The sequence below is a fragment of the Propioniciclava tarda genome (assembly GCF_900182665.1).
GTDB lineage: Bacteria > Actinomycetota > Actinomycetes > Propionibacteriales > Propionibacteriaceae > Propioniciclava > Propioniciclava tarda.
The window spans coordinates 1-23,678 of sequence record NZ_FXTL01000005.1 but is presented as its reverse complement, the minus strand read 5'-3'; the positions used below and the strand labels follow the sequence as shown (position 1 = coordinate 23,678).

The window sequence follows — 23,678 nt, the reverse complement described above, 5'->3', positions numbered from 1 at the left end:
AGCGTGGGTGTGATCGGGGGCGATCCTCGTGTCGCTGACCACGCGCTACCGACGCGTCCTGACGCTCCAGGTCCTGGAGGTGGTGGGCGTCGTCATCGCGATCATGGCGTCGTACGTCGTCACGGGAGCCGTGGTCTACGGAGACCACCTGCCGATCTTCGTGAACCGCGGCCTGCTCGGCGCCGGGTCCGCGAGCTTCCTCTCGCTGGTCCTGTTCGGACCGCTGCGCTACTTCACCGTGCGGGAGCGGCCGACCGTCGAGCGCCTCGCCCAAATCGTCGGGGTGGTGCTGTTCTCTGAGCTGACATTCGTTGCGTACATGTACTTCACGCAGAACACCCGCTTCGAGATCGTCGCCTTCTTCATGGCCGCGGGCCTTCAGATCGTGCTGCTCATGGCGGTGAAGCTGCTCGTCACGGCGCGGAAGAACCGCATCCTGGCGTCCTACCCGGCGGCCGTCATCGGGCCCGCCGACGAGGCCCCCGAGCTTCTCCAGCGTGTGCGAGCCGCCGGGGCCAAGGACCTGCGTTTCTTGGCTTACGACCAGCCGAGCTTTGGCGATGACCTGAAGGCCGTCGAGGTCGTCTACGTGGCGGTCGATGCGCCCTTCGACGTCAAGCGCCATGTCGTCGCCGAGTCGGTCCGGTACAACCAGGACGTCTTCCTCGTGCCCGAGACGTACGAGATCTCGATGCATCGGTCGTCGGTGTCCCAGATCGGCGATGTTCCGGTCTTCGCCCTGGAGCGCTACCGGCTGGGCGCCTTCGATCGCATCGTCAAGAGGGCCTTCGATCTGGTGCTGGGCTTGATCGGTCTCATCGCGAGCGCGCCGATCACCCTGCTGGTCGCCGCAGCGATCAAACTGGACGACGGGGGACCGGTCTTCTACCGACAGGTCCGCGTCGGACGCCGCGGGCGTCCCTTCCAGATCGTCAAGTTCCGCACGATGAAGACGGACGCCGAGGACGCCACCGGGCCTGTTTTTGCGCAGCGCAACGACCCCCGGACCACCCGCATTGGTAAGTTCCTGCGCTCGACCCGGCTCGACGAGCTGCCCCAGTTGCTCAACGTCGTGCACGGCACCATGAGCCTCGTGGGACCCAGGCCGGAGCGTCCCGAGTTCGTGGAGCAGTTCCAAACGCAGATTGATGAGTTCCACATTCGCACCTTGGTCAAGCCGGGCCTGACCGGGCTCGCGCAGGTGATGGGCCGCTACACCACCCCGCCCGAGGACAAGCTCCGCTTCGACATGATCTACATCCAGGAGTACTCCGTCCCCCTGGACCTGAAGATCATGCTGCTGACCTTCCGCGTCTTGTTGGCCAAGGCGAAGGCGGATGGCTTCGAGCCCGACGCGGACGGCCGTGGCTGACCGCGCCCCGATCAGCGCCGATCGAGCCCGCGCGCTGCACCTGCTCAAGGCGGGGGTCCTGGGCGGGCACATCGGCGCCCTGGTCTCGTCGCTGGCCTTCTTCTGGACGCGTGGCCCCGCCAGCGGGGTCTCCTGCCTGATCGCCGCCATGATGGCGCTGGCCTTCTACACCATCGGGCAGGCGGTCCAGGTGGCCTACTCGGACGCACCGACCGGCACCGTCCTCACCGCCTCGCTCGTGTCCTACGCCGTCCGGGTGAGCGCCCTGGGCGGCGTCCTCGCGCTCTCGATGACGCAACAGGAACGCCTCACCTCGATGGATCCCACGGCGGTCGTCGTAGGAACGTTAGCCGTAGTGGCCACGTGGCTGGCCGCCGAGATCTTCGCGTTCTCACGCCTGCGCTTTCCGGTATTCGACACCCCCGCATCCAACTCTGGAACGGGAACTGCGTCCTGAGTTTGAGTGCTGCTAGGCTCGCGGAGTCATCGACGAGCAGGGCAAAGAAGACCGGGCGCTCGCCTGGCCAGCACCGTCCTCGATCGCGTGACCGCACAGACACCGACAGGAGGACGCATGGGAGGGCTGACAAGCCTCTTGATCCCACTGGAGGGCGGCGCCGAGGCGACCGGCTGGGCTGATTGTGGTGGCGAACACCACTGGCCCCCGGGGCAGTTGAGCTTCTGCTCTCGCCCATTGTTCCCGGGCCTCGGCGAGCAGTTCTTCTGGCTCAACAACATCCTCGCGCAGGCGGTCATCGCCGCCATCTTGGTCATCACCTTTTGGGTGCTGGTCTCTCGGAACATGAAGATGGTGCCGGGCAAGCTGCAGTCGTTCGGCGAGATGGCCTACGACATGGTGCGCAACGGCGTGGCCCGCGACATCCTGGGCCACGACTTCCGCCCGTTCGTGCCGTACCTGCTGACGGTCTTCTCGTTCATCCTGGTGAACAACTTCTTCGGCCAGTTCTTCTTGTTCATGATGCCGACGTTCAGCAAGATCGGGTACGTCTACGCGCTGGCCCTGCTGTCGTGGCTGCTGTACAACGCGGTCGGCATCAAGAAGTACGGCTTCGGCGGCTATATGAAGAAGATGTGCCTGCCTCCCGGCGTGCCGCCGGCCCTGTGGATCATCATCATCCCGCTCGAGTTCCTCTCGAACATCATCGTTCGCCCGGTGACCCTGGCCCTCCGTCTTTTCGCGAACCTCTTCGCCGGTCACCTCGTGGTTTTGGTGTTCGTCGCCGGCGGATCGATGTTGCTTCTGGCCAACGAGACCTACGGTGGGTTCCCGATTCCGCTGCTCAAGACCGCGGGCGTCGTGTCCATCCTGTTCAGCTTCGCCGTGTTCGCGCTCGAGCTGCTGATCGCCTTCATTCAGGCCTACGTGTTCACGGTTCTGACCGCCCAGTACGTCTCCTCGGCCCTGGCCGAGGATCACTGATAGTCCTAGTCATCCCCTGTAGTAATCAATCCACGAAAGGCAAGTGCAATGCTTGAGCTCCTCGAGATCAGCGGTTCTCTCAACATGATCGGCTACGGCCTTGCGACGATCGGCCCCGGCATCGGTGTCGCCATGGTCTTCAGCTCGGTCATCAACGGGACCGCCCGCCAGCCCGAGGCTCGCGGCGCCATGATGGGTACGGCCTGGATCGGCTTCGCGATCGTCGAGGCTCTGGCCATCATCGGCATCGCCCTCGCCTTCGTCCTGAAGTAGGTCGCGCGCGATGCGACCGTTGCTGGATTTCGGACCCCTGCTGCCGCAGGATCCGTCCGAGATCATCGTGGGCCTCGTCCTCTTCTTCATCATCCTGTACGCGATGTCGAAGGTGGTCGTCCCCATGTTCGAGAAGACGTACGCCGAGCGCAGCTCGCTGATCCAAGGCGGCATCGAGCGCGCCGAGGCTGCCCAGCGTGAGGCGCAGGCCGCCCTGAGCGACTACAAGGCGCAGCTTGCCGGTGCCCGCGAGGAGGCCGGCCGTCTCCGCGAGGAAGCCAAGGCCCAGGGTGCCGCGATCGTCGCCGAGATGCGTCAGCAGGCCCAGGAGGAGTCGGCTCGACTGCTCACCAACGCGAAGTCGCAGATCGAGGCCGAGCGCGCGTCCGCCGTGACGCAGTTGCGGACCGAGGTCGGTGGCCTGGCCACGAGCCTGGCCGGACGCATCGTGGGCGAGTCCTTGAGCGACGACGAGCGCGCCAAGCGCACCGTGGATCGCTTCCTGGCCGAGCTGGAATCTCAGGCACCCGCGGGGCGGGCATGAGCGCTAACGCCGATGCCCGGCAGAACGCGCTCGACCGGGTTCTCGATCCCGCCGCGGCGACCGCCGCGGTGGGCGAGGAACTGTTCGCCGTCGCCGACGCGCTGAGCGGATCACCGAGTCTCCGTCGGGCGTTGACCGACGCGGGCACGGCCGAGGAAGCACGCGTGAACGTCGCCACGTCGCTGTTCAAGGGCAAAGTGTCGGACGCCGCCCTCTCCGTTCTGCTGGGAGCGGTGAAGCTCGCGTGGTCCACGACCGGCTCGTTCGTCGCGGCCATCGAACGCCAGGGCGTCCGTGCGGTGCTGGAGCAGGCCCGGGCGGCCGGCCAGCTGGACGAGGTCGAAGACCAGCTGTTCAAGGTCGGACGTGCGGTCGACGCCCATCCCGAGCTGCGCGTCGCCCTGGGCGAGCGTCAGGTTCCCGTGGCGCACCGGCAGCAGCTGATCGTCGACGTGCTGGGCCGAAACGCGCTCGCGGCGACCGCGACGCTGGCCCGGAGGGCCGTGGTGGCCCGGCAGCGCACGTTCGATCTCACGCTGCAGAGCTACCTCGCGACGGCTGCCGAGCTGCGCAACCGCGGCATCGCTACCGTCGAAACCGCACGTCCCTTGTCGGACGACCAGGCGTCCAGGCTCAAGACGGCGCTCAGCCGTCAGTTGGGCCGCGACGTCACCCTCAATGTGATCGTCAATCCCGCCGTCCTCGGCGGAGTACGCGTGTCGATCGGTGACGAAGTCATCGAGGGCACCGTGGCCGGGCGTCTGTCGGACGTGCGGCGCCAGCTGAGCTAACCCAAGACCATTTCGAAGCGAGAAGGACCCATCATGGCGGAACTCCAGATTCGTCCCGAGGAGATCAGGGACGCCCTTGATCGATTCGTGCAGAACTACACGCCCGATACCGCATCCCGCGACGAGGTCGGCATCGTCGCCACCTCCGGCGACGGCATCGCGCGCGTCGAGGGGCTGCCGTCGGTCATGGCGAACGAACTGCTGGAGTTCGCCAACGGCACCCGCGGCATCGCCCTGAACCTCGACGTCAGCGAGATCGGCGTGGTCGTGCTCGGCGAGTCGGACGGCATCGAAGAGGGCTCGACGGTGCGGCGCACCGGCGACGTCCTGTCGGTTCCGGTGGGCGACGCCTTCCTCGGACGCACCGTCGACGCGATGGGCGTCCCGATCGACGGCCTAGGCGAGATCAAGGCTGAGGGACGCCGCGTCCTCGAGCTTCAGGCCGCCGGCGTCATGGACCGCCAGGAGGTCCGCGAGCCGCTCCAGACCGGCATCAAGGCCATCGACGCCATGATCCCGATCGGACGCGGCCAGCGCGAGCTGATCATCGGTGACCGCAAGACGGGCAAGACCGCAGTCGCGATCGACACGATCATCAACCAGAAGGCGAACTGGGAGACCGGCGACCCCACCAAGCAGGTCCGCTGCATCTACGTCGCCATCGGCCAGAAGGGCTCGACGGTCGCCTCGCTGCGCAAGATCCTCGAGGACGCCGGCGCGCTGCAGTACACGACGATCGTGCACGCCCCGGCGTCCGCTCCGGCCGGCTACAAGTACATCGCGCCGTACGCCGGCTCGGCCATCGGCCAGCACTGGATGTACGCCGGCAAGCATGTCCTGATCGTGTTCGACGACCTGACCAAGCAGGCCGAGGCCTACCGCGCCATGTCGCTGCTGCTGCGCCGCCCGCCGGGCCGCGAGGCCTACCCCGGCGACGTCTTCTACCTCCACAGCCGCCTGCTGGAGCGCTGCGCCAAGCTCTCCGACGAGCTCGGCGGTGGCTCGATGACCGGCCTGCCGATCATCGAGACCAAGGCGAACGACGTCTCGGCTTACATTCCGACCAACGTGATCTCGATCACCGACGGCCAGATCTTCCTCCAGTCCGACCTCTTCAACGCCAACCAGCGTCCCGCCATCGACGTCGGCATCTCGGTGTCCCGCGTCGGCGGCGCCGCCCAGATCAAGGCCATGAAGGGTGTCGCCGGCACGCTGAAGATCGGCCTCGCACAGTTCCGTGACATGCAGGCGTTCGCGATGTTCGCCTCCGATCTGGACGCTGCGTCCCGCCGCCAGCTCGATCGAGGCGCTCGCTTGACCGAGTTGCTGCGTCAGCCCCAGTACACGCCGTTCCCGGTCGAGGACCAGGTGGTCAGCGTGTGGGCCGGCAACAACGGCTACTTCGACTCGATCCCCGTCGCCGACGTGCTGCGGTTCGAGAGTGACCTGCTGGAGCACCTGCGCCGCAACACGCCGATCTTGACGACGATCGCCGAGACGAAGACCTTCGACGAGGACACGCAGAAGGCCGTCGTCGCCGAGATCGACAAGGTCAAGGCGTCCTTCCGGACGACCGAGGAGAAGGCGGCCGACGAGGAGACGCACGCGAAGCCGTTGGAAGACGGCGTCGCCCAGAACGAGCAGATCCGGGTCTGATCCATGGGCGCCGGATTGCGCGAGTTGAGGCAGCGACGAAAGTCTGTGACCTCGACCAAGAAGATCACCAAGGCGATGGAGTTGATCGCTGCCTCGAAGATCATCAAGGCACAGCACGCCGCCAACGACGCGCTGCCGTACACGCGTGAGCTGAACAAGGCCGTGTCGGCCGTTGCGACGCGCTCGCGCGTGAACCACCCGCTCACCAACGCCAAGGGCGAGCGCAAGCGGGTGGCCCTGATCTTCTTCACCTCTGATCGGGGCATGAACGGGGCCTACAGCTCCAACGCGATCAAGACCATGCAGCGAATGGCGAATCGCCTGCACGCCGAGGGCAAGGACGTCGTCCGCTACGCCGTCGGCAAGAAGGGCATCGACTACCTCACCTTCCGCGCGCTGCACGTCGAGGCCAGCTGGCACGGTTTCAGCGACACGCCGAGGTACTCGGACGCCCACGAGATCGCAGATCGTCTGATCGCCGACTTCCTGAAGCCCACCGAGGAAGGCGGCGTCGACGAGATCTACGCCGTCTACACGCGCATGGAGTCGATGCTCACCCAGACCCCGCGCGTCCGTCGCCTGCTGCCACTCGAAGTGGTGGAGGGCGTCCGCGAGGTCGGGCAGGGCGAGATTCCGCCGCTGTACGAGTTCGAGCCGGACCCGGAGCAGGTGCTCGACGAGCTTCTGCCGCTGTATGTGCGGAGCCGGGTGTGGTTCTACCTGCTTCAGGCGGCCGCGTCGCAGTTGGCGAGCCAGCAGCGCGCCATGAAGTCCGCCACGGACAATGCCGAGCAACTGATCGAGGACCTGACGCGTCAGGAGAACCAGGCGCGGCAGAGCGAGATCACCCAGGAAATCAACGAGATCGTCGGCGGCGCGAGTGCGCTGAACGAATCCCAGGCAGCCGACTAGGGCATCGAGAGCGAGAGATAGACCAATGACTGTGACCCTTGATAAGACGCCGGACGCCGCAGCGAAGGCTCCGGGCGTAGGCCGCGTGGCGCGGGTCATCGGCGCCGTGGTGGACATCGAGTTCCCCCCGGACCAGATGCCCGAGATCATGAACGCCCTCCTCATCGACATCGAGGCCGGCGAGCTGAGCCGCACGATCACCGCCGAGGTGGCCCTGCACATCGGCGACAACATCGTCCGCGCGATCTCGCTCAAGCCCACGGATGGCATGCGCCGTGGCACCGAGGTGCGCGACACCGGCAAGCCGATCTCGGTTCCCGTCGGTGACATCACCAAGGGCCACGTCTGGAACGTGACCGGCGACTGCCTCAACCTGGCCGAGGGCGAGAAGCTCGAGATCACCGAGCGCTGGCCGATCCACCGTCAGGCGCCCAACTTCGACGAACTCGAGCCGAAGACCCAGATGCTGGAGACGGGCATCAAGGTCCTCGATCTGCTCACCCCCTACGTGCAGGGCGGCAAGATCGGTCTGTTCGGCGGCGCCGGCGTCGGCAAGACGGTGCTGATTCAGGAGATGATCTACCGCATCGCCCACAACTTCGGTGGCACCTCGGTGTTCGCCGGCGTGGGGGAGCGCACCCGTGAGGGCAACGACCTCATCCACGAAATGATCGAGGCCGGAGTCATGAAGGACACCGCCCTGGTGTTCGGTCAGATGGACGAGCCGCCGGGCACGCGTCTGCGCGTCGCCCTCTCGGCGCTGACGATGGCCGAGTACTTCCGCGATGTCGCCGGGCAGGACGTGCTGCTCTTCATCGACAACATCTTCCGCTTCACCCAGGCGGGCTCCGAGGTGTCGACCCTGCTGGGCCGCATGCCTTCGGCCGTGGGCTACCAGCCCAACCTGGCTGACGAGATGGGCCAGCTCCAGGAGCGCATCACCTCGGTCAAGGGCCACTCGATCACCTCGATGCAGGCCATTTACGTGCCCGCCGACGACTACACCGACCCGGCTCCGGCCACCACGTTCGCCCACCTGGACGCCACCACCGAGCTCAGCCGCGACATCGCTTCGCGTGGTCTGTACCCGGCCGTGGATCCGCTCACGTCGACCTCGCGCATCCTCGACCCGCAGTTCGTGGGGCGCGACCACTACGACACCGCGACCCGCGTCAAGCAGATCCTGCAGCGCAACAAGGAGCTTCAGGACATCATCGCCATCCTGGGCGTCGACGAGCTGTCCGAAGAGGACAAGATCATCGTGTCCCGGGCCCGCCGCATCCAGCAGTTCCTCAGCCAGAACACCTACATGGCTACCAAGTTCACCCAGATCGAGGGCTCGACCGTCCCGCTGAAAGACACCATCGAGTCGTTCAAGATGATCTGCAACGGCGAGGTCGATCACATCGCCGAGCAGGCCTTCTTCAACGTGGGCGGCATGGACATGGTCATGGAGAAGTGGGACAAGATCCAGAAGGAAGGCTGACATGGCAGACGACTCCCTGTGGGTCGAGGTGGTGAGCGCGGATGGCCGGGTCTGGGAAGGCGAAGCACTGTCGGTCGTCGCTCGCACCACCGAGGGCGACATCGGCATCCTGTCTCGGCACGAGCCGATTCTGGGCGTCCTGGTGCCCTGCGCTGCTGAGGTCCTCACGACGGGGGGCGAGCGGAAGATCGTGGCCGTCGACGGCGGCTTCCTGTCGGTCAACGACAACAAGGTGTCGATCCTGAGCCAGTACGCGACGCTCGCCGAGACGATCTCCCTGCACGAGGCCGAACTGGAGATGGCGAGCGCTGCCAAGGCGCTCGAGGCCGGCAACGTCGACGAGGAGACGAAGCGGCACTACAACCGGGCGGCCGCGCAGTTCAAGGCCGCGCAGAAGGCGTCCAGCGGTCTTCGCTGACGCCCAACACGAAGGAGACGGCTCTTGGCAGACGGGCTCACGCTAGCCGAGTTGACCTTGGCTGTTCTCCTCGTGGCGGCCCTGATCCCCGTGGTCTGGCTGATCGGCCGGCGGCGATGGCTGGCCAGATCGGGGTGGGTCTTCGACTGTTCGCTGCGCTCCGCCATCATGACTCCGAGCACCTGGATGCTCGGAGTCGTGCGGCTTAACGGTGAGCTGGTGGAGTGGTACCGCGTGTTCTCGTGGTCGCTGCGCCCCAAGGTCACCCTCCGCCGCGGGCAGGCCCAGCCGACCGCCAGTCGCGTCCTGGAGCCCGCGGAGCGGGCGCTCTTGGTCGATCAGGACCGAGTCGTCCAGCTCACCGATCCTGAGGGGCGCTCCGTGGAACTCGCGATGGCGCCCGCCCGGATGACCGCCTTTTTGTCCTGGCTCGAGGCGGCTCCGCCTGGGAGTGGCTACCGCTGAGACTCGGTGATCCGGTCGCGTTGCGCCTGCGCCCTCGGCGAGGGGGCCGCGCGATCCTTGCCGGGCACCCAGAGCACCTCGTGGTCTGTCCCGTTCGCCACGCGGGAGGCAATGAAGAGCAGGTCCGAGAGCCGGTTGAGATAGGTGATGGCGAGCGGATTCATGCCGCCCGGTGCGGCGTCCGGGCCGGACAAGCCGTGGACTTCCGCCGCGCGCCAGGCCGTCCGTTCGGCCCTGCGGACGATGGTACGGGCCAGATGGAGGTGCGCCCCGGCCGGCGTCCCCGCCGGCAGGATGAACGAGCGCAGATCGGGCAGAGCGGCCGAGAACTCGTCGCACCACGCCTCTAGGCGCTCGATGCTCGCCGCCTCGATGCGCAGGGGCGGCCACTCGGGGTTGGGGTCGTACGGGGTGCTCAGGTCGGCTCCGACGTCGAAGAGCTCGTTCTGCACCTCGCGCAGGACGCCGGCCAGCGGCTCCTCCACGCCCAGGGCCAGCACGATGCCCAGCGTGCTGTTCGCCTCGTCGACGTCGCCGTAGGCCTCGACACGCAAGTCGGTCTTGGACGCCTCCGAGTTGTCGGAGAGCCGCGTGCTCCCCGCATCTCCGGTGCGCGTGTAGATGCGTGTCAGGTTGACCATGACGCCACCCTATGTGACGTTAGCTGTCGTGTTCCGCGCAGCCGTTTCCGCCGTCCTGCTTGCTCTCGCCTTGAGCGCATGCGCCGTTGCCCCCAACCCCACCAAGGCCCCGAGCGCCGGCGCGGGGGCGACCTGCATCTACCGCTCGACCAACACCCCGGCCAAGGCCGTGGACCCGCCCCCGACGAGCAACGTGCCCAACTCCGGGGTCGGCGTGGTGACCCTGACCTTCGCCAGCGGGCCGGTGCAGGTCACCGTCGACCGGGCCGCGGCCCCGTGCACCGCCAACTCGTTCGAGTCGCTGGCGCAGCAAGGCTTCTTCACCAACACGACCTGCCACCGGATGAGCAGCGGCGGCGGGTACCGCTTCCTGCAGTGCGGCGATCCCACCGGCACCGGTCGAGGCGGCCCGGGGTACTGGTTCGACGACGAGCTGTCGCACACCAAGGCGTACACGGAGGGCGTGGTGGCGATGGCGAACTCCGGACGCAACACGAACGGCTCCCAGTTCTTCATCGTCTTCGGCGACTCGCCGTTCCCGCCCAACTACACGGTGTTCGGACGCATCGACGCCAAGGGGCTGGCGGTGCTGCAGGCGATGGGGGAGCAGGGCACGGACAAGTCCGAGGCTCCGATGGCCGGACGCCCCCTTGCCAACACGACCATCACCCAGGTCACCGTCGGCTGAGCGTCCGCCGGCTCGACCTCGGCGAGGCCACCGTCGCAGCCCTGTCCGCCAACGGTCCACGATGCGGCCGACGTCCAAGCGTCGCTGCGCAGGGGCGGGGGCGTCGGTCAGGGCAGGTCGCGGTTGAGCCCCTCGGCCACCAGATAGTGGCGGATTCCGTCGGTCACGGCGTCCGGGGCGTCGCTGTGGACCCAGTGGCCAGCGTCCGGCACCGTCAGCAGCGCCGCCCTCGGGAAGAGGGCGAGCATCGCCGCGAAGTGTTCCTCGCGGACGTACTCGGACCGCTCCCCGCGGATCCACAGCACCGGTCCGCCGTAGCTGCCGGACGCGTCCGCCGGCCAGCCGCTGATCTGCGGCAGCGCCCCGGACAGGAGGTCCAGGTTGCACTGCCAGCGCCACTGGCCCTTGTGGCGGCGCAGGTTCTGCAGCAGGAAGTCCCGGACGACCGGGTCCGCGATCTCGTCGGCCAAGAGATCGGACGCCGCCGCGCGGCTCTCCAGGCCGTCCAGTCGCAGGCCGAGCAGGGCGTCGACGAGGCGTCCGAAGCCGTAGCCGTGCGACGAGTCGTCGGGGGCGATGTCGACGATCACCAGTCCGCGGACGAGCTCGGGGTGCCGCAGTGCGAGCAACATGGCCACCTTGCCGCCCATCGAGTGACCGACGACGGTCAGGGCGGCGGCCGAGCCCAGTCGCTCGCTCACGTCGGCGGCGACGGCGTCCGCCATCGACTCGTAGGAGAACTCGGCCGACCAGGGGCTGTGCCCGTGGTCGGGCAGATCGACCAGCAGCGAGGTCGCCTCGGGCAGCAGGCCTTGGGCGATGCCGGTCCAGTTCCGACCCTGGCCGAAGAGGCCGTGGAGGAACAGCAGGTTGGGGCGTCCGGGGCCGACGAGGCGGACGTGCAGGCTCATCAGCGTCTCCGATCCCAGCAGGGCCGGTGCCAGTGCTTGCGGTCGTCCAGGCCCGACGTCGCGCCGATCGCCGGGACACTGGGCCACACGACCACGTGCGACGCGCCAGCCGCGATCTGCTGGTTGCAGCCGGGGCACAGGTAGGCCTTCTCAGAACGTCCTGCCCCGATGCTCTGCAGGACCCAGTCGCCGTCGCTCTTGACCTGCGAGCCAGCGAACGAGCTTGCCAGCGCCCTAGCCGGACGCACGTGCTTGCTGGGACGTCGAGCCATGCACAACACCCTAACGGGTAGGCTTCGCCGGGTGCGATTGTTGATAGCCCGGTGCCAGGTGGACTATGCCGGACGCCTCTCCGCGCACCTGCCGATGGCGCCGCGGCTGATCCTGTGCAAGGCGGACGGCTCGATTTCGGTGCATGCGGACGACCGGGCCTACAAGCCGCTGAACTGGATGAACCCGCCCTGCACCATCACGGTCCGCGATGCCGACCCGGATGATCCCGACGACGAGGGACTCGTCCAGGTCTGGGAGGTGCGCAACCGCGACGACGACACCTTGCGGGTGTCGATCGCCGAGGTGCTGCACGACAGCGATCACCCGCTCGGGGTCGACCCCGGCCTGGTGAAGGACGGCGTGGAGGCCCACCTGCAGGCGCTGCTGGCCGAGCATCCCGAGACCTTCGGACCCGGCTGGCGGCTGGTCCGGCGCGAGCATCCGACCGCGATCGGCCCTGTTGACCTGCTGTGTCGCGACGGGGCCGGTGCCTACGTAGCCGTCGAGATCAAGCGGCGCGGCGACATCGACGGCGTCGAGCAGCTGGCCCGCTACCTCGAACTGTTGAACGCCGACCCCCACCTGCGTCCGGTCTCAGGGGTGTTTGCGGCCCAGCTGATCAGGCCGCAGGCGCGGGTCCTGGCCAGCGCCCGGGGCATCACCTGCGTGACCGTCGACTACGACGCCCTCCGCGGGCTCGACAACGCCGAGGATCGTCTCTTCTAGCTCGCGTCCAGATGCGGGACCAGTACCTCGCGGTAGAGCAGCAGCAGGGACGCCACGGTCGGAATCGCCAGCAGTGCGCCGACGATGCCCAGCAGGAGGCCACCGCTGAGCGCGCCCAGCACGATCAGCACCGGAGGCACGTTGAGCGACGAGCTGAAGATGCGCGGCTGAACGACGTAGGCGTCCAGCTGGCTGTAGATCAGGAAGTAGACCGCGCAGATCACCCCGGCGGTCGGCGACACGGAGATCGCGATGGTGACCACGAGGGCGGCCGAGACCATCCACCCCACGATGGGGATGAAGGCCAGGGCGGCGACGACGATGCAGAGCGCGAGGGCGTACTGACCCAGACCCACCGCGTTGAGCACCAGGAAGCTGCCGAGTCCCCAGAGCAGGACCACGAGGAACATCCCGGTGAGGTAGCCGCCGATCCGCTCGAACATCTCGTTGGCGAGGAAGCGCACCCGATCGCGTCGGGACGCCGGCGCGAACTGGTAGATCAGGTTCTTGATCGCCGGCAGCGACGCCAGGAAGTAGAGGGTCAGCACCAGGGTCATCACCACGGACGCCATGGTCGTCGCCAGGGCAACGCCCGCCCCCAACAGCCCTCCGAACAGCGCGTTCACCCAGGCTCCGGACGTGACGAGCTCGGTGATCTTGCCGATGATGTTGAACTGGTGGTCGAGCGCGGCGATCTGGCCGTTCTCCCGGAGCGCCTGAAGGTAGCCGGGGGCATTGCGCAGCAGCCGGACGCCCTGGTCGCTGACCATCGGAACGACGGCCCACATGCCGAGTCCGAGCACGGCGAGCACCGCGAGCGTGACGGCCACCACGGCCAGCGAACGCCGCACGCTGCGGCGCACGAGCCAGTCCACGATCGGGTTGATGCCCAAGGCGAGGAACAGCGACAGCACCACGACCACCAGGACGGACTGGAGGTTGACCAACACCGTGACGAGGCCGATGGCGGCGATGCCGCCGAGGACGGCCAGGAAGCCCGCCTCGAACGGCGAGCGTTCCAGGAGCGTCCGGCGCGTGCGCGGTCTGCTCGACGGTGCCCCGGGATCCGTCACCGAGGCTCTTCTTCGGAGTCCTCGGCCTTGCGGTCTTGGGCTCGGTGGTCCTCAGCGTGGTCGGCCTGGGGATCAGCACCTTTGGAACTCTCAGCCTGCGGTGCGGCGTCCTCGATGTCGATGAGTTCGGCCGAGATGGGATGGTTGCCGTCTTGATCGGGGAACTCGAGCGCCGACATGGTCGCCAAGGAGCTCAGGTTGCTGAGCTGGGCGATGAGGGCTTCCTTGCGCTGCTTGAGCAGGTTCTGCTCGCGCTGCAGCTCCTCGGAGCGGCTGATCAGCGCGGTTTCGGTCTCGACGCGATGAGCCTCGGCCTCGGCCTTCGCGCGGTCGATCAGCGCCGCCGCCTCGGTGATGGCCGCGGCCTTGAGGCTTTCGGCGTCGGCCAGCGCGGCCTGCTGGCGGGTGCGCAGGTCGGCCGCGGCCTGGGCGAGGGTGTCCTGCAGGGCGTCCGACTTGGACCGCGCGTCGGCCATCAGGGACGCCAGTTCGTCGCGGAGGCCGGCCTGCTCGGACGCCAGCGCCGCCAGCGACTCTTCGCGGTGGCGGGCGACCTCGGCGCGAAGGGCGTCCGCGTCGGCCTGGGCGACGGCCACGAGGTGCGCAGCTTCGGTGCGCGCCGCCGCGATCAGGGCGGACGCCTGCGTCTCGGCGTCCTTGATCACCATCTGCCGATGCTGGTCGGCCGACTGGCGCAGGGCCTGGGCTTCCGCCTGCGCGGAGTCCAGCTCGCGCTTGGTCTGGGCGTCGAGCTCGGCCCGCAGCCCCTGAAGTTCGGCAATCCCGAAGGCCCGCTGCTCGTGGTGCGTCCGCTCACGCTCGCTCTTGAGCCTGTCCGCCGCTTCTTGCGCCTGGGCCCGGATCACCTCGGCCTGGCTCTCGGCCTTCATGACCAGCTCGGCGGCCTGAGACTCGGCGACCTTGAGCATGGACGCCGTGTGCGCGCCGAGCTTGCTGTAGTCGGTGTCGTCGTGCCGCAGGTTCGCCGCCGTGAGCTCCTGCTGGGTCTGGCGTAGTTGGTGCTTGAGCTGGGCCACCTGCTGCTCGATGTCGCGGATGTAATCGTCCACCGACTTCTTCTCGTAGCCCCGCATCACGGTCGAGAAACCGCGCACGGCGGAGGCCTTCTCATCGAACAGGTCGAGTCCACTGGGGTGCTGGCTCACGAGATCCTCTTCTCACATCTTGAACGCTCATTCCTCCGTGCCCATGCTAGTCGGAGCGCGGACGGGCGCCGCCGCTGGTAGACGCTCCGGGCGCTATGGAGTCTCTGAGAATCCGACATTGATGAGCCGTCGACCCCGCTCGGGGCGAGGGATCAGTGATGCGGCGCCGCCGGTGGCTCCGTGATCTCGAGCAGGACGCCCCCGGTGCTCTTGGGATGGATGAAGTTGATGCGGGCCCCGCCCGTTCCTGACTTCGGTGCCGGGTAGAGCAGCGTCGCGCCGCGCTCGCGGAGGGTCGCGTCCACGGCGTCCATGTCGGCGACGCGGTAGGCGATGTGCTGGATGCCGCCGCGTCCGCCGTTCTTCTCGATGAACTTGCCGACGGCAGACTCAGGGGACAGCGGGGCGAGCAACTGGATCATGGCGTTCTCGTCGCCCTGCGCGCCGGTGCCCAACATGGCCTCGTCGACGCCCTGCTCCTGGTTCTGCTCGCGATGCAGCAAGCGCCAGCCCATCACGTCAACGTGCAGCCGGAGGGCCTCGTCCATGTCGGGGACCGCGAGACCGATGTGATCGATGCAGACGAAGAGATCTGAATTATCCATGCCACAACCTTGGCACAGACGCCAGCCGCCGGGGCGCGCGTTCGAGGCAAGGGCGGCCATGAATTGGGCGGTTCAAGGGGGCCTTGCCGGACGCTCCAGCCCCGGTCGAGACTTCGGACGCCGCGATCCACGTCGGCGCGTCGCGGGCCGGACGCAGGCGCCGTCCGGAAGAGTGTCCGCGTAGTCTCGCCATCTTCCCCGGAGGCTTGTCATGGGCAAACTCATCAAGAACGCCATCTGGGCGCTCATCGTCGCGTTCCTGATCTTCTACCTCGTCACGCGTCCCGAAGCGGCCGCCGGCATCGTGAAGACGGTCTTCACCGCATTCGACTCCATCGGCCGGTTCTTCACCCAACTGGCCGCCTAGCGATGTCGTTCTTTGCGGGCCTGCTGAGTCCGCGAGTTGAGCGTCACCTGCTGTCGTCGGAGGGGGAGTTCGTCGTCGATCAGGTGGAACGGCACTGGATCACCCGCGTGCCGGGCCTGGGCCTCGTGCTGCTCGGGATCGTCTGCTTCGTCGCGATGCCGCTCCTGCGCCAATGGTGGGCTGCCGGGCTCTGGGCCGGTCTGATCCTCGGCTTGGTCGGCATCTGGAAGATCCACACGCAGAACATGGACAGGTTCGTCGTCACCAACATGCGAGTGTTCCGCGTGCACGGGGTGCTGAACCAAGAGATGGCGAGCGTGCCGATCGCGCGACTGCTGGACATCACGATGAACCGTCCGCTGCTGGGCCAGGTGCTCAACTATGGCCACTTCGTGTTCGAGACCGCCGCCCAGGACCAGGGCCTCAAACGCGTCCCCTACGTGCCCGACATCGTCCGCCGCGACCTGATGATCCAAACGGTCATCCAGCGCTCGGGCCTGCGCGCGCAGGCTGGCGACGCGAGCGAGTACGACGACTTCTTCGACGAAGCTTCGGACGCCGACCCGTCGCGGTTGGCTCGCATCGCCGGACGCCTCAGGCGCAGGCGCAGCCCGCAATCGGCCGGAGACGGCAGCTGACCTCAAAACCATGAGGGCCCCGGATTGCTCCGGGGCCCTCGTGCTGTGCGGGACTCAGGACAGGACGGCGTCCACGACCTTCTTGGCCTCCGCCTGGACCAGGGCGAGGTGCTCGGGTCCCTTGAACGATTCCGCGTAGATCTTGTAGACGTCCTCGGTGCCGGACGGCCGCGCCGCGAACCAGGCGTTCTTGGTGACGACCTTGAGCCCACCGATGGCGGCGCCGTTGCCCGGCGCATTCGTCATCTTGGCGACGATCTGCTCGCCCGCGAGCTCCGTGGCGGTGACGTCGGTGGGGGAGAGCGCACCCAGCTTGGCCTTCTGCGCGCGGTTCGCCGGGGCGTCCACGCGCGCGTAGGCGGTCTTGCCGAACTCGGCCTCGAGATCGGCGTAGTGCTGCGACGGCGTCCGTCCGGTGACGGCCAAGATCTCGGACGCCAGCAGGTCGAGGATCAGGCCGTCCTTGTCGGTCGTCCACGTCTTGCCGTCGAGCGTCAAGAAGGACGCCCCCGCGGACTCCTCGCCGCCGAAGCCGATGGAACCGTCCATCAGGCCGGGCACGAACCACTTGAAGCCGACGGGCACCTCGACCAGCTTCTTGCCCAGCTTGGCCGCGACGTTGTCGATCATCGAACTCGAGACGAGCGTCTTGCCGATGCCGGCGTCCGGGTTCCAGCCCTCGCGGTGGGCGAACAGGTACTGGATGGCCGCCGCCAGGTAGTGGTTGGGGTTCATCAGGCCGGCGTCCGGGGTGACGATGCCGTGGCGATCGGCGTCCGCGTCGTTGCCGGTCGACAGGTCGTAGCGGTCGCGGTTGGCGATGAGGGACGCCATCGCGTACGGGCTGGAGCAGTCCATGCGGATCTTGCCGTCCCAGTCGAGGGTCATGAACGGCCACGCCGGATCGACGGTGCGGTTCACGACCGAGAGCCCGAGTCCCATGGTGTCGGCGATGTACTCCCAGTACTGCACGGACGCCCCACCCATCGGGTCGGCCCCGATTTTGAGTCCGGCCGCGCGGATGGCGTCCAGCTTGATGACGTTTGCGAGGTCGGCGCAGTAGGGCGTCCGGTAGTCGTGGCGGACGATCTCGGACTCGCAGCGTTCGTAGGGCGTCCGCTTGATGGAACGCCAGTCGCCCAGCAGCTCGTTGGCGCGGGCGGCGATGACCTTGGTGGCGTCGCTGTCGGCCGGGCCGCCGTGGGGCGGGTTGTACTTGAAGCCCCCGTCCGGCGGGGGATTGTGCGACGGGGTGACGACGATGCCGTCGGCCCGCGGGCCACTGTGATCGCGGTTGTAGACGATGATCGCCCGCGAGACAGCCGGCGTCGGGGTGTACTCGTCGTCGCGCTCGGCGCGGACGTCCACGCCGGCGGCGTGCAGCACTTCCAGGGCGGTCTTCCAGGCGGGCAGCGACAGCCCATGGGTGTCCTTGCCGATGAACAGCGGCCCCGTGACGCCCTGGGCGGCCCGGTATTCGACGATCGCCTGGGTGGTGGCCGCGATGTGGGCCTCGTTGAACGCCGTCTTGAGCGACGAGCCGCGGTGCCCGGACGTGCCGAAGGCGACCTGCTGGTCAGGGTTGGCCGGATCGGGGATCAGGTCGTAGTACGCCGCGATCAGGGCGTCGATGTCGGTGAGGTCGCTGGGGAGCGCGCGCTGTCCTGCTCGTTCGAAAACCATGCCCCCATCTTGCCGTGCCCGGTGCTCGCGCCGGTGAGGTTGTCGCTTGTTGGCGCGTCGGGTGGAGCGGGTCGGCCTCCCGGGCGCTCGATCGCGTGACGGAGCGTACGGTTCGGTGATGCGAGAATGGGCGCCATGAACGCCAGCTTCGGTGCCAATGCCATGGACCTGTCCGGACTCGCCGCCGCCGCCAAGACGCCCGCCGGGGCGTCCTACGTGGTCGAGGCCGACGAGAAGACGTTTGAGAACGTCCTGAACCTGTCCATGCGGCATCCGGTCGTCATCGAGTTCTACAGCCCGCGCGCGAACGCGGACGCGTTGTCGGCCGACCTCAAGTCCCTCGCCAACGCCGCCGCCGGACGCTGGCTCCTGGTCCGGCTGAACGTGGACGCCGCCCCGCGCATCGCGCAGGCGCTCGGCATCCAGGCGGTCCCGATGGTCGTCGGCGTGCTGTCGGGGCAGCTCATGCCACTGTTCCAGGGCACCCGGGAGAGATCCGAGGTGTCGGCGCTGATCGATCAGCTGATCCAGGCGGCCGTCGCCAATGGGGTTGTGGCCAAGGCGCAGCCCGTCGCGGCCGGTGCGGAGGCCGAGGCGCCGCTCGAGCCGGACGTTCGGTTCGCAGCCGCCGATGCCGCCATGGAGGCCGGCGACTACGCCCTCGCCGTGGCCGAGTTCGACAAGATCCTGTCGGCCACCCCTGGCGACTCCGAGGCGGCGGCGGGCAAGGCGGGGGCGGAGCTGTTGGTCCGGCTCGGGGACGCCGACCCGAACCTCGTGATCGCCCGCGCGACGGCCCACCCCGACGACGTCGACGCCCAGCTGGCCGCCGCCGACATGGAGGTGGCCGGCGGTGTGCCCGAGGCAGCGTTCGCCCGGCTGATCGGAGTGGTCCGCGCCACGTCCGGCGCCGATCGGGACAAGGCCCGGGTTCGATTGCTCGCCCTGTTCGAGACGATCGGCTCGTCGGACCCGATGGTCCTCAAGGCCCGCCGCGACCTGATGTCGGCGCTCTACTGATGGCGCGCCTGAGCGTCGACCTGAGCGGCATCGACGTCCCGACTGACGCGCCCGTCCTCGTCACCGGGGCCACCGGCTACGTCGCGGGCTGGGTCGTCAAGGCGCTGCTGGACGCCGGCGTCACCGTTCATGCGGCCGTGCGCGATCCGGACGCCTCCGCTCGCGTCGCGCACCTGGTCGCCATGGCCGACGCCGCTCCCGGGGAGCTGAAGCTGTTCGCCGCCGACCTACTCACCCCCGGGGCCTACACCGAGGCCATGCGGGGCTGCCGGGTCGTGATCCACACGGCATCGCCGTTCACCCGGGCGGTCGCCGACCCGCAGCGCGACCTCGTCGACCCCGCCGTCCTGGGCACGCGTTCGGTGCTGGAATCGGCGAGCGCGACGCCGTCGGTCGAGCGGGTGGTGCTGACGAGCTCCATCGCGGCCGTCTACAGCGACGCCATCGAGTCCGAGCAGGCGCCGCACGGCGTCCTGGACGAGTCGCTCTGGAACACCACCGCGTCGTTGACCTACGAGCCCTACCTGTACAGCAAGACCCTCGCCGAGCGTGAGGCGTGGCGGATCGCGGACGCCCAGGACCGCTGGCGGCTCGTGGCGGTGAACCCGGGCATGGTCCTCGGGCCGGCGCTCAACCCGGATCCGACGTCGGACTCCTTCACCATCATGAAGATGCTCGGCGACGGCACCATGCGCTTCGGAGGGGTCCGGCTGCCGCTGCCCGCGGTGGACGTCCGCGACGTCGCGCGGGCGCACGTGGCGGCCGCCTTCCTGCCGGACGCCTCCGGCCGCTACCTGCTGTGCGGCCACGACACCGACACCATGGAGATGGCTCGGTTGCTGCGTCCTCGATTCGGACGGGCGCTGGCGCTACCCCGGTTCGCGCTGCCCAAGCCCCTGGTGTGGGCGGTCGGGCCGCTGGTCACCATCCAGCGCCGGTACGTGACCCGCAACATCGGGCACGTGCTGCTCGTCGACAACACCCGCAGCCGCGAGAGCCTCGGCGTGAACTACCGGCCGCTGTGGGAGTCGCTGGAAGACATGGCCGCCCAGATGATCGATCGCGGGGCGTTCAAGCGCCGATGACGTCGCCGGCTTCGAGGTAGACGGACTCCCCAGCCTCCCGTGCCTTCAGCGCCGCTCGCAGGTGCCGTCCGGCGATCGGGGTCATGGCGGACGCCGCGGCGTCCGGCTCGAGCCAGTGCAGGGCGACGATCTCGGCGCCGTCGGGCACGAGGCCGGCCGCAGCGTCGGCGTCCAACATGCCAGCATCGAAGATCAACTCCAGCGCGTCCTCCCACCCGAGGTAGGGCGGCAGCCAGTCGAGGACCAACACCCGGCCTACGGCCAGCGGACGTCCGATCTCTTCGGTGAGCTCGCGGACCAGACCCACGCGAGGCGACTCGAAGGGCTCCACGATGCCGCCCGGCAGCTCGAAGTCGGCCTTGAACGAGGTCTCGCACAGCAGGACGCGACCCGCGGCGTCCGTCACCAACGCGTGCGCGATCAGCCGCTTGCGCGGCGTGACCGAGTTCATGACCGCGGTGAACCGCTCCCGGCCCTCGGCGGGATCGTCGGCGAGGCGGGCGTAGTGCAGCACGTCGGCCGGCCCGGACGCCGTCTGGCGGGACTGTCGCGACCGCCCCTCCAGCCGGAAGCCGTGCTGGTGCAGCAGCGTCCGGACGCCGCGTGGCGAAGGCGACGCGACCGCCACCTCCACCCGCCCCGATACGGGACCGCCCGCGGCGTCCAGGGCAGCCAGGACGCCGCGCAGCCGGTCAACGGAGGTAGCGTCGTCCCAGCTCAGCCGCAGAACGTCGTCGCTCACTCCCGCTCGACGGCCAGGTGCTCGGGGGCGGCGTCCAGGTCGAAGGGGGCCGTCACGCGCGTCGCGCCCGACCGCTTGGGCACGTAGTCGGCGTCCGCCTTCTCCTCGATGGCGACCGGCTCGGGTTCGTAGCGGAAGAACACCGCGCCGAGCGGTGGCACCTGCACCAGCGCGCTGTGGTCGAAGCCGTTGCTCGGATCGGCGGTCGAGATGACCCGACCCAGGTTCCCCACGCCGCCGGAGCCGTCGTAGACGGCCGCGTCGCTGTTGAGGATCTCGGTCCAGGTGCCGGAGGCCGGCAGGCCGATGCGGTAGTCATGCCGCGGCTCGGAGCTGAAGTTGATGACGCACGCGATCTGCTGACCCTCGCCGTCGCTGCGCACCCAACTGAAGGTGTTGCCGCTGACGTCGTCGGCGTTGATCCAGCGGAAGCCCGCCGGATCGCTGTCCAGCTTCCAGAAAGCCGGATGGGCGACGTACAGCTCGTTGAGGTCCTTGATCAGGCGTTGCAGGCCGTGGTGGCCCCACAGATCCGTGACCCACCACTCCAGCGAGGCGTCCTCGTTGAACTCCGAGCGCTGGCCGAACTCGCAGCCCATGAACAGCAACTGCTTGCCGGGGAACGCCCACATGTAGCTGTAGAAGGCGCGCAGCGTCGCGAACTTACGCCAGTCGTCTTGGGGGATCTTGTTGATCATCGAGCCCTTGCCGTGCACGACTTCGTCGTGGCTGATCGGTAGCACAAAGTTCTCGGTGTACTGGTACACCATCGCGAAGGTCATCTCGTTGTGGTGCCACTGCCGGTAGATCGGCTCGAGCGCGAGGTAGCGCAGCGAGTCGTTCATCCAGCCCATGTTCCACTTGAAGCCGAAGCCGAGCCCGCCGTTGTGAACCTCACGGGTGATGCCCGAGAACGACGTCGACTCCTCGGCGATCAGGCAGACGCCCGGGACGCGCTCGTAGAGGTGCTTGTTGACGTAGCGCAGGAAGTCGATCGCCTCGAGGTTCTCGTTGCCGCCGAACTGGTTCGGGACCCATTCACCCGGCTCCCGGCTGTAGTCCAGGTAGAGCATGGACGCCACGGCGTCCACCCGCAGCGCGTCGATGTGGAACTCGCTCACCCAGTACAGCGCGTTGCTGACCAGGAACGACTTCACCTCGTTGCGGCCGTAGTTGAAGATGTAGGTGCCCCAGTCCTTGTGCTCACCCTGGCGCGGATCGGCGTGCTCGTAGAGCGCCGTCCCGTCGAAGCGCCCGAGGGCCCACTCGTCCTTGGGGAAGTGGCCAGGCACCCAGTCGAGGATCACGCCGATGCCCGCCTTGTGCAGCGCCTCGATGAGGTTGCGCAGGTCGTCCGGACGCCCCAGGCGGCTCTGCGGCGCGAAGTAGTTGGTCACCTGGTAGCCCCAGCTGGGCACGAACGGATGCTCGGCCACCGGCATCAGCTCGACGTGGGTGTAGCCCTGCCACTTGACGTACTCGACCAGCTCGTGGGCCAACTCGAGGTAGCTCTTACCCTTGCGCCAGCCGCCCAGGTGGACCTCGTAGATCGACATGGGGGCGGCGTGGGCTTGGGTCGTGGCGCGCTTGGCCATCCACTCGTCGTCGTCCCAGACGAACTTCGACTCGTACACGATCGACGAGTTGGCCGGCGCCTGCTCGGCGAACGTCGCCATGGGGTCGACCTTCTCGCGCCAGACCCCGTCGGCCCCGAGGATGTTGTACTTGTACAGCGTCCCCTCGCCGACACCTTCGACGAAGATCACCCACACGCCCGTGTTGGGGATCAGTTGCATAGCGTCGCCGGTCCACCAGTTGAAGTCGGCGTTGATGCGCACGGCTTGGGCGTTGGGGGCCCACACGGTGAAGCGCGTGCCCTTGACCTCACCGCGCTCGTCGTCGTGCAGGGTGACGAGGTGGGCGCCGAGGCGCTTCCAGCACTCGGTGTCTCCGCCGGAGTGAAACCCCTCGAAATCCCAGCCACCAAGCCCGCCGAACTGGTCTATTGCCATGACTACTCCTTCACCGATGTTGCTAGTAAGGCAACGGCTCCCAGGGGAATCGCCACCCAGTCCGGACGGTTGCGCGTCTCGTAAACCACCTCGTACGCGGCCTTGTCGGCCTCGTATGCACTCAGGAGGGCACGGGGTGCCTCCCTGGCCCCACAGTAGCCCTCGCAGAACGCCGTCTGTGCCTGTCGCGTCCAGTTTCGAGCGCTGTCGCCGAGGGGCTCGGCGTGCGCGCTGCGGGCGTAGTCGAACGACCTCAGCATGCCCGCGACGTCGCGCCAGACCGAGTCGGGAGCACGTCGCTCTGCGGCCGACTTCGCCGGCTCGCCCTCGAAGTCGATGATCGTCCAGCCGTTGGGCGAGTGCAGCGTCTGCCCGAGATGGAAGTCGCCGTGGACGCGCTGCACCGCCAGGTCCGCGCTCCGCAGGGTGTCGAACTCGGACGCCAGCGCGTCGCGGTAGGGCGCCAGCGCGGGGGCCGCTGCGACGGCCGCGTCGAGCCGGCGGGTCATCTCATTCGCGAGGTCGTCGCCGGACGCCGTGGAGGTCGCGAACTTCTCTGCCAGGGCTGCGTGGACCCGGGCCAGCTCGGCGCCTAGGAGCCTGCTGAACAAGGCGTCTATCTGACGGCGGGTTGGTCGTGGGTGGCGGGTGGGTCGCCGTCGCGGCTGTCGAGCGGCGAGGGTGAGTCAG

27 protein-coding genes are annotated in these 23,678 nt (G+C 68.1%); 17 read left to right on the top strand and 10 right to left on the bottom strand.

Features of this window, described 5'->3' with window-relative positions; translation table 11 throughout:
* The first annotated feature begins 28 nt into the window (after positions 1-28).
* The 11 genes from FN821_RS05615 to FN821_RS05565 all read left to right on the top strand — a co-directional run bounded on the left by FN821_RS05615 (position 29) and on the right by FN821_RS05565 (position 9,358).
* On the top strand, positions 29-1,372 hold the full coding sequence (locus FN821_RS05615; protein ID WP_131171744.1) for a sugar transferase: 1,344 nt from the start codon (positions 29-31) through the stop codon (positions 1,370-1,372).
* Positions 1,338-1,829 carry a hypothetical protein gene (locus FN821_RS05610; protein WP_131171743.1) on the top strand — a complete coding sequence of 164 codons (492 nt, stop codon included), beginning with the start codon at positions 1,338-1,340 and terminating at the stop codon, positions 1,827-1,829. The genes FN821_RS05615 and FN821_RS05610 overlap by 35 nt, the downstream gene beginning before the upstream one ends.
* Before the next feature lie 117 nt (positions 1,830-1,946).
* Positions 1,947-2,813, top strand: coding sequence for a F0F1 ATP synthase subunit A (atpB, locus tag FN821_RS05605; RefSeq protein ID WP_131171742.1), 867 nt, complete (start codon positions 1,947-1,949; stop codon positions 2,811-2,813).
* Between the two features lie 48 nt (positions 2,814-2,861).
* Positions 2,862-3,086, top strand: coding sequence for an ATP synthase F0 subunit C (gene atpE / locus FN821_RS05600; protein ID WP_131171741.1), 225 nt, complete (start codon positions 2,862-2,864; stop codon positions 3,084-3,086).
* Positions 3,087-3,096: 10 nt separating this feature from the next.
* Positions 3,097-3,630, top strand: a complete 534-nt coding sequence (locus tag FN821_RS05595; protein ID WP_131171740.1) for a F0F1 ATP synthase subunit B — start codon at positions 3,097-3,099, stop codon at positions 3,628-3,630.
* The gene (locus FN821_RS05590; RefSeq protein ID WP_131171739.1) at positions 3,627-4,421 is read left to right on the top strand and encodes a F0F1 ATP synthase subunit delta; all 795 of its coding nucleotides are present in this window, start codon (positions 3,627-3,629) and stop codon (positions 4,419-4,421) included. The genes FN821_RS05595 and FN821_RS05590 overlap by 4 nt, the downstream gene beginning before the upstream one ends.
* A gap of 33 nt (positions 4,422-4,454) precedes the next feature.
* The gene (gene atpA / locus FN821_RS05585; protein ID WP_131171738.1) at positions 4,455-6,077 is read left to right on the top strand and encodes a F0F1 ATP synthase subunit alpha; all 1,623 of its coding nucleotides are present in this window, start codon (positions 4,455-4,457) and stop codon (positions 6,075-6,077) included.
* A 3-nt stretch (positions 6,078-6,080) separates the two neighbouring features.
* Positions 6,081-6,989 carry a F0F1 ATP synthase subunit gamma gene (locus tag FN821_RS05580; RefSeq protein ID WP_131171737.1) on the top strand — a complete coding sequence of 303 codons (909 nt, stop codon included), beginning with the start codon at positions 6,081-6,083 and terminating at the stop codon, positions 6,987-6,989.
* A 25-nt stretch (positions 6,990-7,014) separates the two neighbouring features.
* Complete coding sequence (gene atpD / locus FN821_RS05575) at positions 7,015-8,475, top strand: F0F1 ATP synthase subunit beta (RefSeq protein WP_131171736.1); 1,461 nt, start codon at positions 7,015-7,017, stop codon at positions 8,473-8,475.
* A 1-nt stretch (position 8,476) separates the two neighbouring features.
* Positions 8,477-8,893 (top strand): F0F1 ATP synthase subunit epsilon, encoded by a 417-nt coding sequence (locus FN821_RS05570; RefSeq protein WP_131171735.1) that lies wholly within the window; start codon positions 8,477-8,479, stop codon positions 8,891-8,893.
* A 24-nt stretch (positions 8,894-8,917) separates the two neighbouring features.
* Positions 8,918-9,358, top strand: a complete 441-nt coding sequence (locus FN821_RS05565; RefSeq protein ID WP_131171734.1) for a DUF2550 domain-containing protein — start codon at positions 8,918-8,920, stop codon at positions 9,356-9,358.
* Here the strand turns inward: FN821_RS05565 and FN821_RS05560 are convergent.
* The gene (locus tag FN821_RS05560; RefSeq protein ID WP_131171733.1) at positions 9,349-9,999 is read right to left on the bottom strand and encodes a cob(I)yrinic acid a,c-diamide adenosyltransferase; all 651 of its coding nucleotides are present in this window, start codon (positions 9,997-9,999) and stop codon (positions 9,349-9,351) included. The genes FN821_RS05565 and FN821_RS05560 overlap by 10 nt on opposite strands.
* Before the next feature lie 70 nt (positions 10,000-10,069).
* Here FN821_RS05560 and FN821_RS05555 point away from each other — a divergent pair, with 70 nt between their 5' ends.
* A complete protein-coding gene (locus FN821_RS05555; RefSeq protein ID WP_241660126.1) occupies positions 10,070-10,687 on the top strand; it encodes a peptidylprolyl isomerase in 618 nt (205 codons plus the stop codon).
* Positions 10,688-10,794: 107 nt separating this feature from the next.
* Here the strand turns inward: FN821_RS05555 and FN821_RS05550 are convergent, their stop codons facing one another.
* Both FN821_RS05550 and FN821_RS05545 read right to left on the bottom strand, forming a co-directional pair.
* Positions 10,795-11,598, bottom strand: coding sequence for an alpha/beta fold hydrolase (locus FN821_RS05550; RefSeq protein ID WP_131171731.1), 804 nt, complete (start codon positions 11,596-11,598; stop codon positions 10,795-10,797).
* Complete coding sequence (locus FN821_RS05545; RefSeq protein WP_131171730.1) at positions 11,598-11,870, bottom strand: hypothetical protein; 273 nt, start codon at positions 11,868-11,870, stop codon at positions 11,598-11,600. Before FN821_RS05545 ends, FN821_RS05550 begins: the two co-directional genes overlap by 1 nt.
* A 31-nt stretch (positions 11,871-11,901) precedes the next feature.
* Here FN821_RS05545 and nucS point away from each other — a divergent pair, with 31 nt between their 5' ends.
* Positions 11,902-12,597: an endonuclease NucS gene (gene nucS, locus FN821_RS05540; protein ID WP_131171729.1), complete on the top strand. Its 696-nt coding sequence runs from the start codon at positions 11,902-11,904 to the stop codon at positions 12,595-12,597.
* Here the strand turns inward: nucS and FN821_RS05535 are convergent.
* The 3 genes from FN821_RS05535 to mce all read right to left on the bottom strand — a co-directional run bounded on the left by FN821_RS05535 (position 12,594) and on the right by mce (position 15,441).
* Positions 12,594-13,670 carry an AI-2E family transporter gene (locus tag FN821_RS05535; protein ID WP_131171728.1) on the bottom strand — a complete coding sequence of 359 codons (1,077 nt, stop codon included), beginning with the start codon at positions 13,668-13,670 and terminating at the stop codon, positions 12,594-12,596. The two genes, nucS and FN821_RS05535, sit on opposite strands and share 4 nt — an antisense overlap.
* Positions 13,667-14,836, bottom strand: coding sequence for a DivIVA domain-containing protein (locus FN821_RS05530; RefSeq protein ID WP_131171727.1), 1,170 nt, complete (start codon positions 14,834-14,836; stop codon positions 13,667-13,669). Before FN821_RS05530 ends, FN821_RS05535 begins: the two co-directional genes overlap by 4 nt.
* A 152-nt stretch (positions 14,837-14,988) precedes the next feature.
* Positions 14,989-15,441 (bottom strand): methylmalonyl-CoA epimerase, encoded by a 453-nt coding sequence (gene mce / locus FN821_RS05525; protein WP_131171726.1) that lies wholly within the window; start codon positions 15,439-15,441, stop codon positions 14,989-14,991.
* 211 nt (positions 15,442-15,652) lie between these two features.
* Between mce and FN821_RS14210 the strand changes: the two genes are divergently transcribed.
* Both FN821_RS14210 and FN821_RS05520 read left to right on the top strand, forming a co-directional pair.
* Entirely contained in the window at positions 15,653-15,808 is a 156-nt protein-coding gene (locus tag FN821_RS14210) for a hypothetical protein (protein WP_165489271.1), read from the top strand.
* A gap of 2 nt (positions 15,809-15,810) precedes the next feature.
* Positions 15,811-16,446, top strand: a complete 636-nt coding sequence (locus FN821_RS05520; protein WP_131171725.1) for a PH domain-containing protein — start codon at positions 15,811-15,813, stop codon at positions 16,444-16,446.
* A 54-nt stretch (positions 16,447-16,500) separates the two neighbouring features.
* Here the strand turns inward: FN821_RS05520 and pgm are convergent, their stop codons facing one another.
* Positions 16,501-18,129, bottom strand: coding sequence for a phosphoglucomutase (alpha-D-glucose-1,6-bisphosphate-dependent) (gene pgm / locus FN821_RS05515; protein WP_131171724.1), 1,629 nt, complete (start codon positions 18,127-18,129; stop codon positions 16,501-16,503).
* A gap of 135 nt (positions 18,130-18,264) precedes the next feature.
* Between pgm and FN821_RS05510 the strand changes: the two genes are divergently transcribed.
* Both FN821_RS05510 and FN821_RS05505 read left to right on the top strand, forming a co-directional pair.
* On the top strand, positions 18,265-19,149 hold the full coding sequence (locus FN821_RS05510) for a tetratricopeptide repeat protein (protein WP_241660125.1): 885 nt from the start codon (positions 18,265-18,267) through the stop codon (positions 19,147-19,149).
* Complete coding sequence (locus FN821_RS05505) at positions 19,149-20,234, top strand: NAD-dependent epimerase/dehydratase family protein (protein ID WP_131171723.1); 1,086 nt, start codon at positions 19,149-19,151, stop codon at positions 20,232-20,234. The genes FN821_RS05510 and FN821_RS05505 overlap by 1 nt, the downstream gene beginning before the upstream one ends.
* On the opposite strand, the gene FN821_RS05500 is transcribed toward FN821_RS05505, so the two are convergent.
* From FN821_RS05500 to FN821_RS05490, 3 genes are read right to left on the bottom strand one after another with little or no spacing between them, the layout of a single operon-like run.
* Positions 20,221-20,976: an NUDIX domain-containing protein gene (locus FN821_RS05500; RefSeq protein ID WP_131171722.1), complete on the bottom strand. Its 756-nt coding sequence runs from the start codon at positions 20,974-20,976 to the stop codon at positions 20,221-20,223. The two genes, FN821_RS05505 and FN821_RS05500, sit on opposite strands and share 14 nt — an antisense overlap.
* On the bottom strand, positions 20,973-22,988 hold the full coding sequence (glgB, locus tag FN821_RS05495) for a 1,4-alpha-glucan branching protein GlgB (protein WP_131171721.1): 2,016 nt from the start codon (positions 22,986-22,988) through the stop codon (positions 20,973-20,975). The genes FN821_RS05500 and glgB overlap by 4 nt, the downstream gene beginning before the upstream one ends.
* 2 nt (positions 22,989-22,990) lie before the next feature.
* Positions 22,991-23,599: a phosphotransferase gene (locus tag FN821_RS05490; RefSeq protein WP_131171720.1), complete on the bottom strand. Its 609-nt coding sequence runs from the start codon at positions 23,597-23,599 to the stop codon at positions 22,991-22,993.
* Positions 23,600-23,678: the final 79 nt, after the last annotated feature.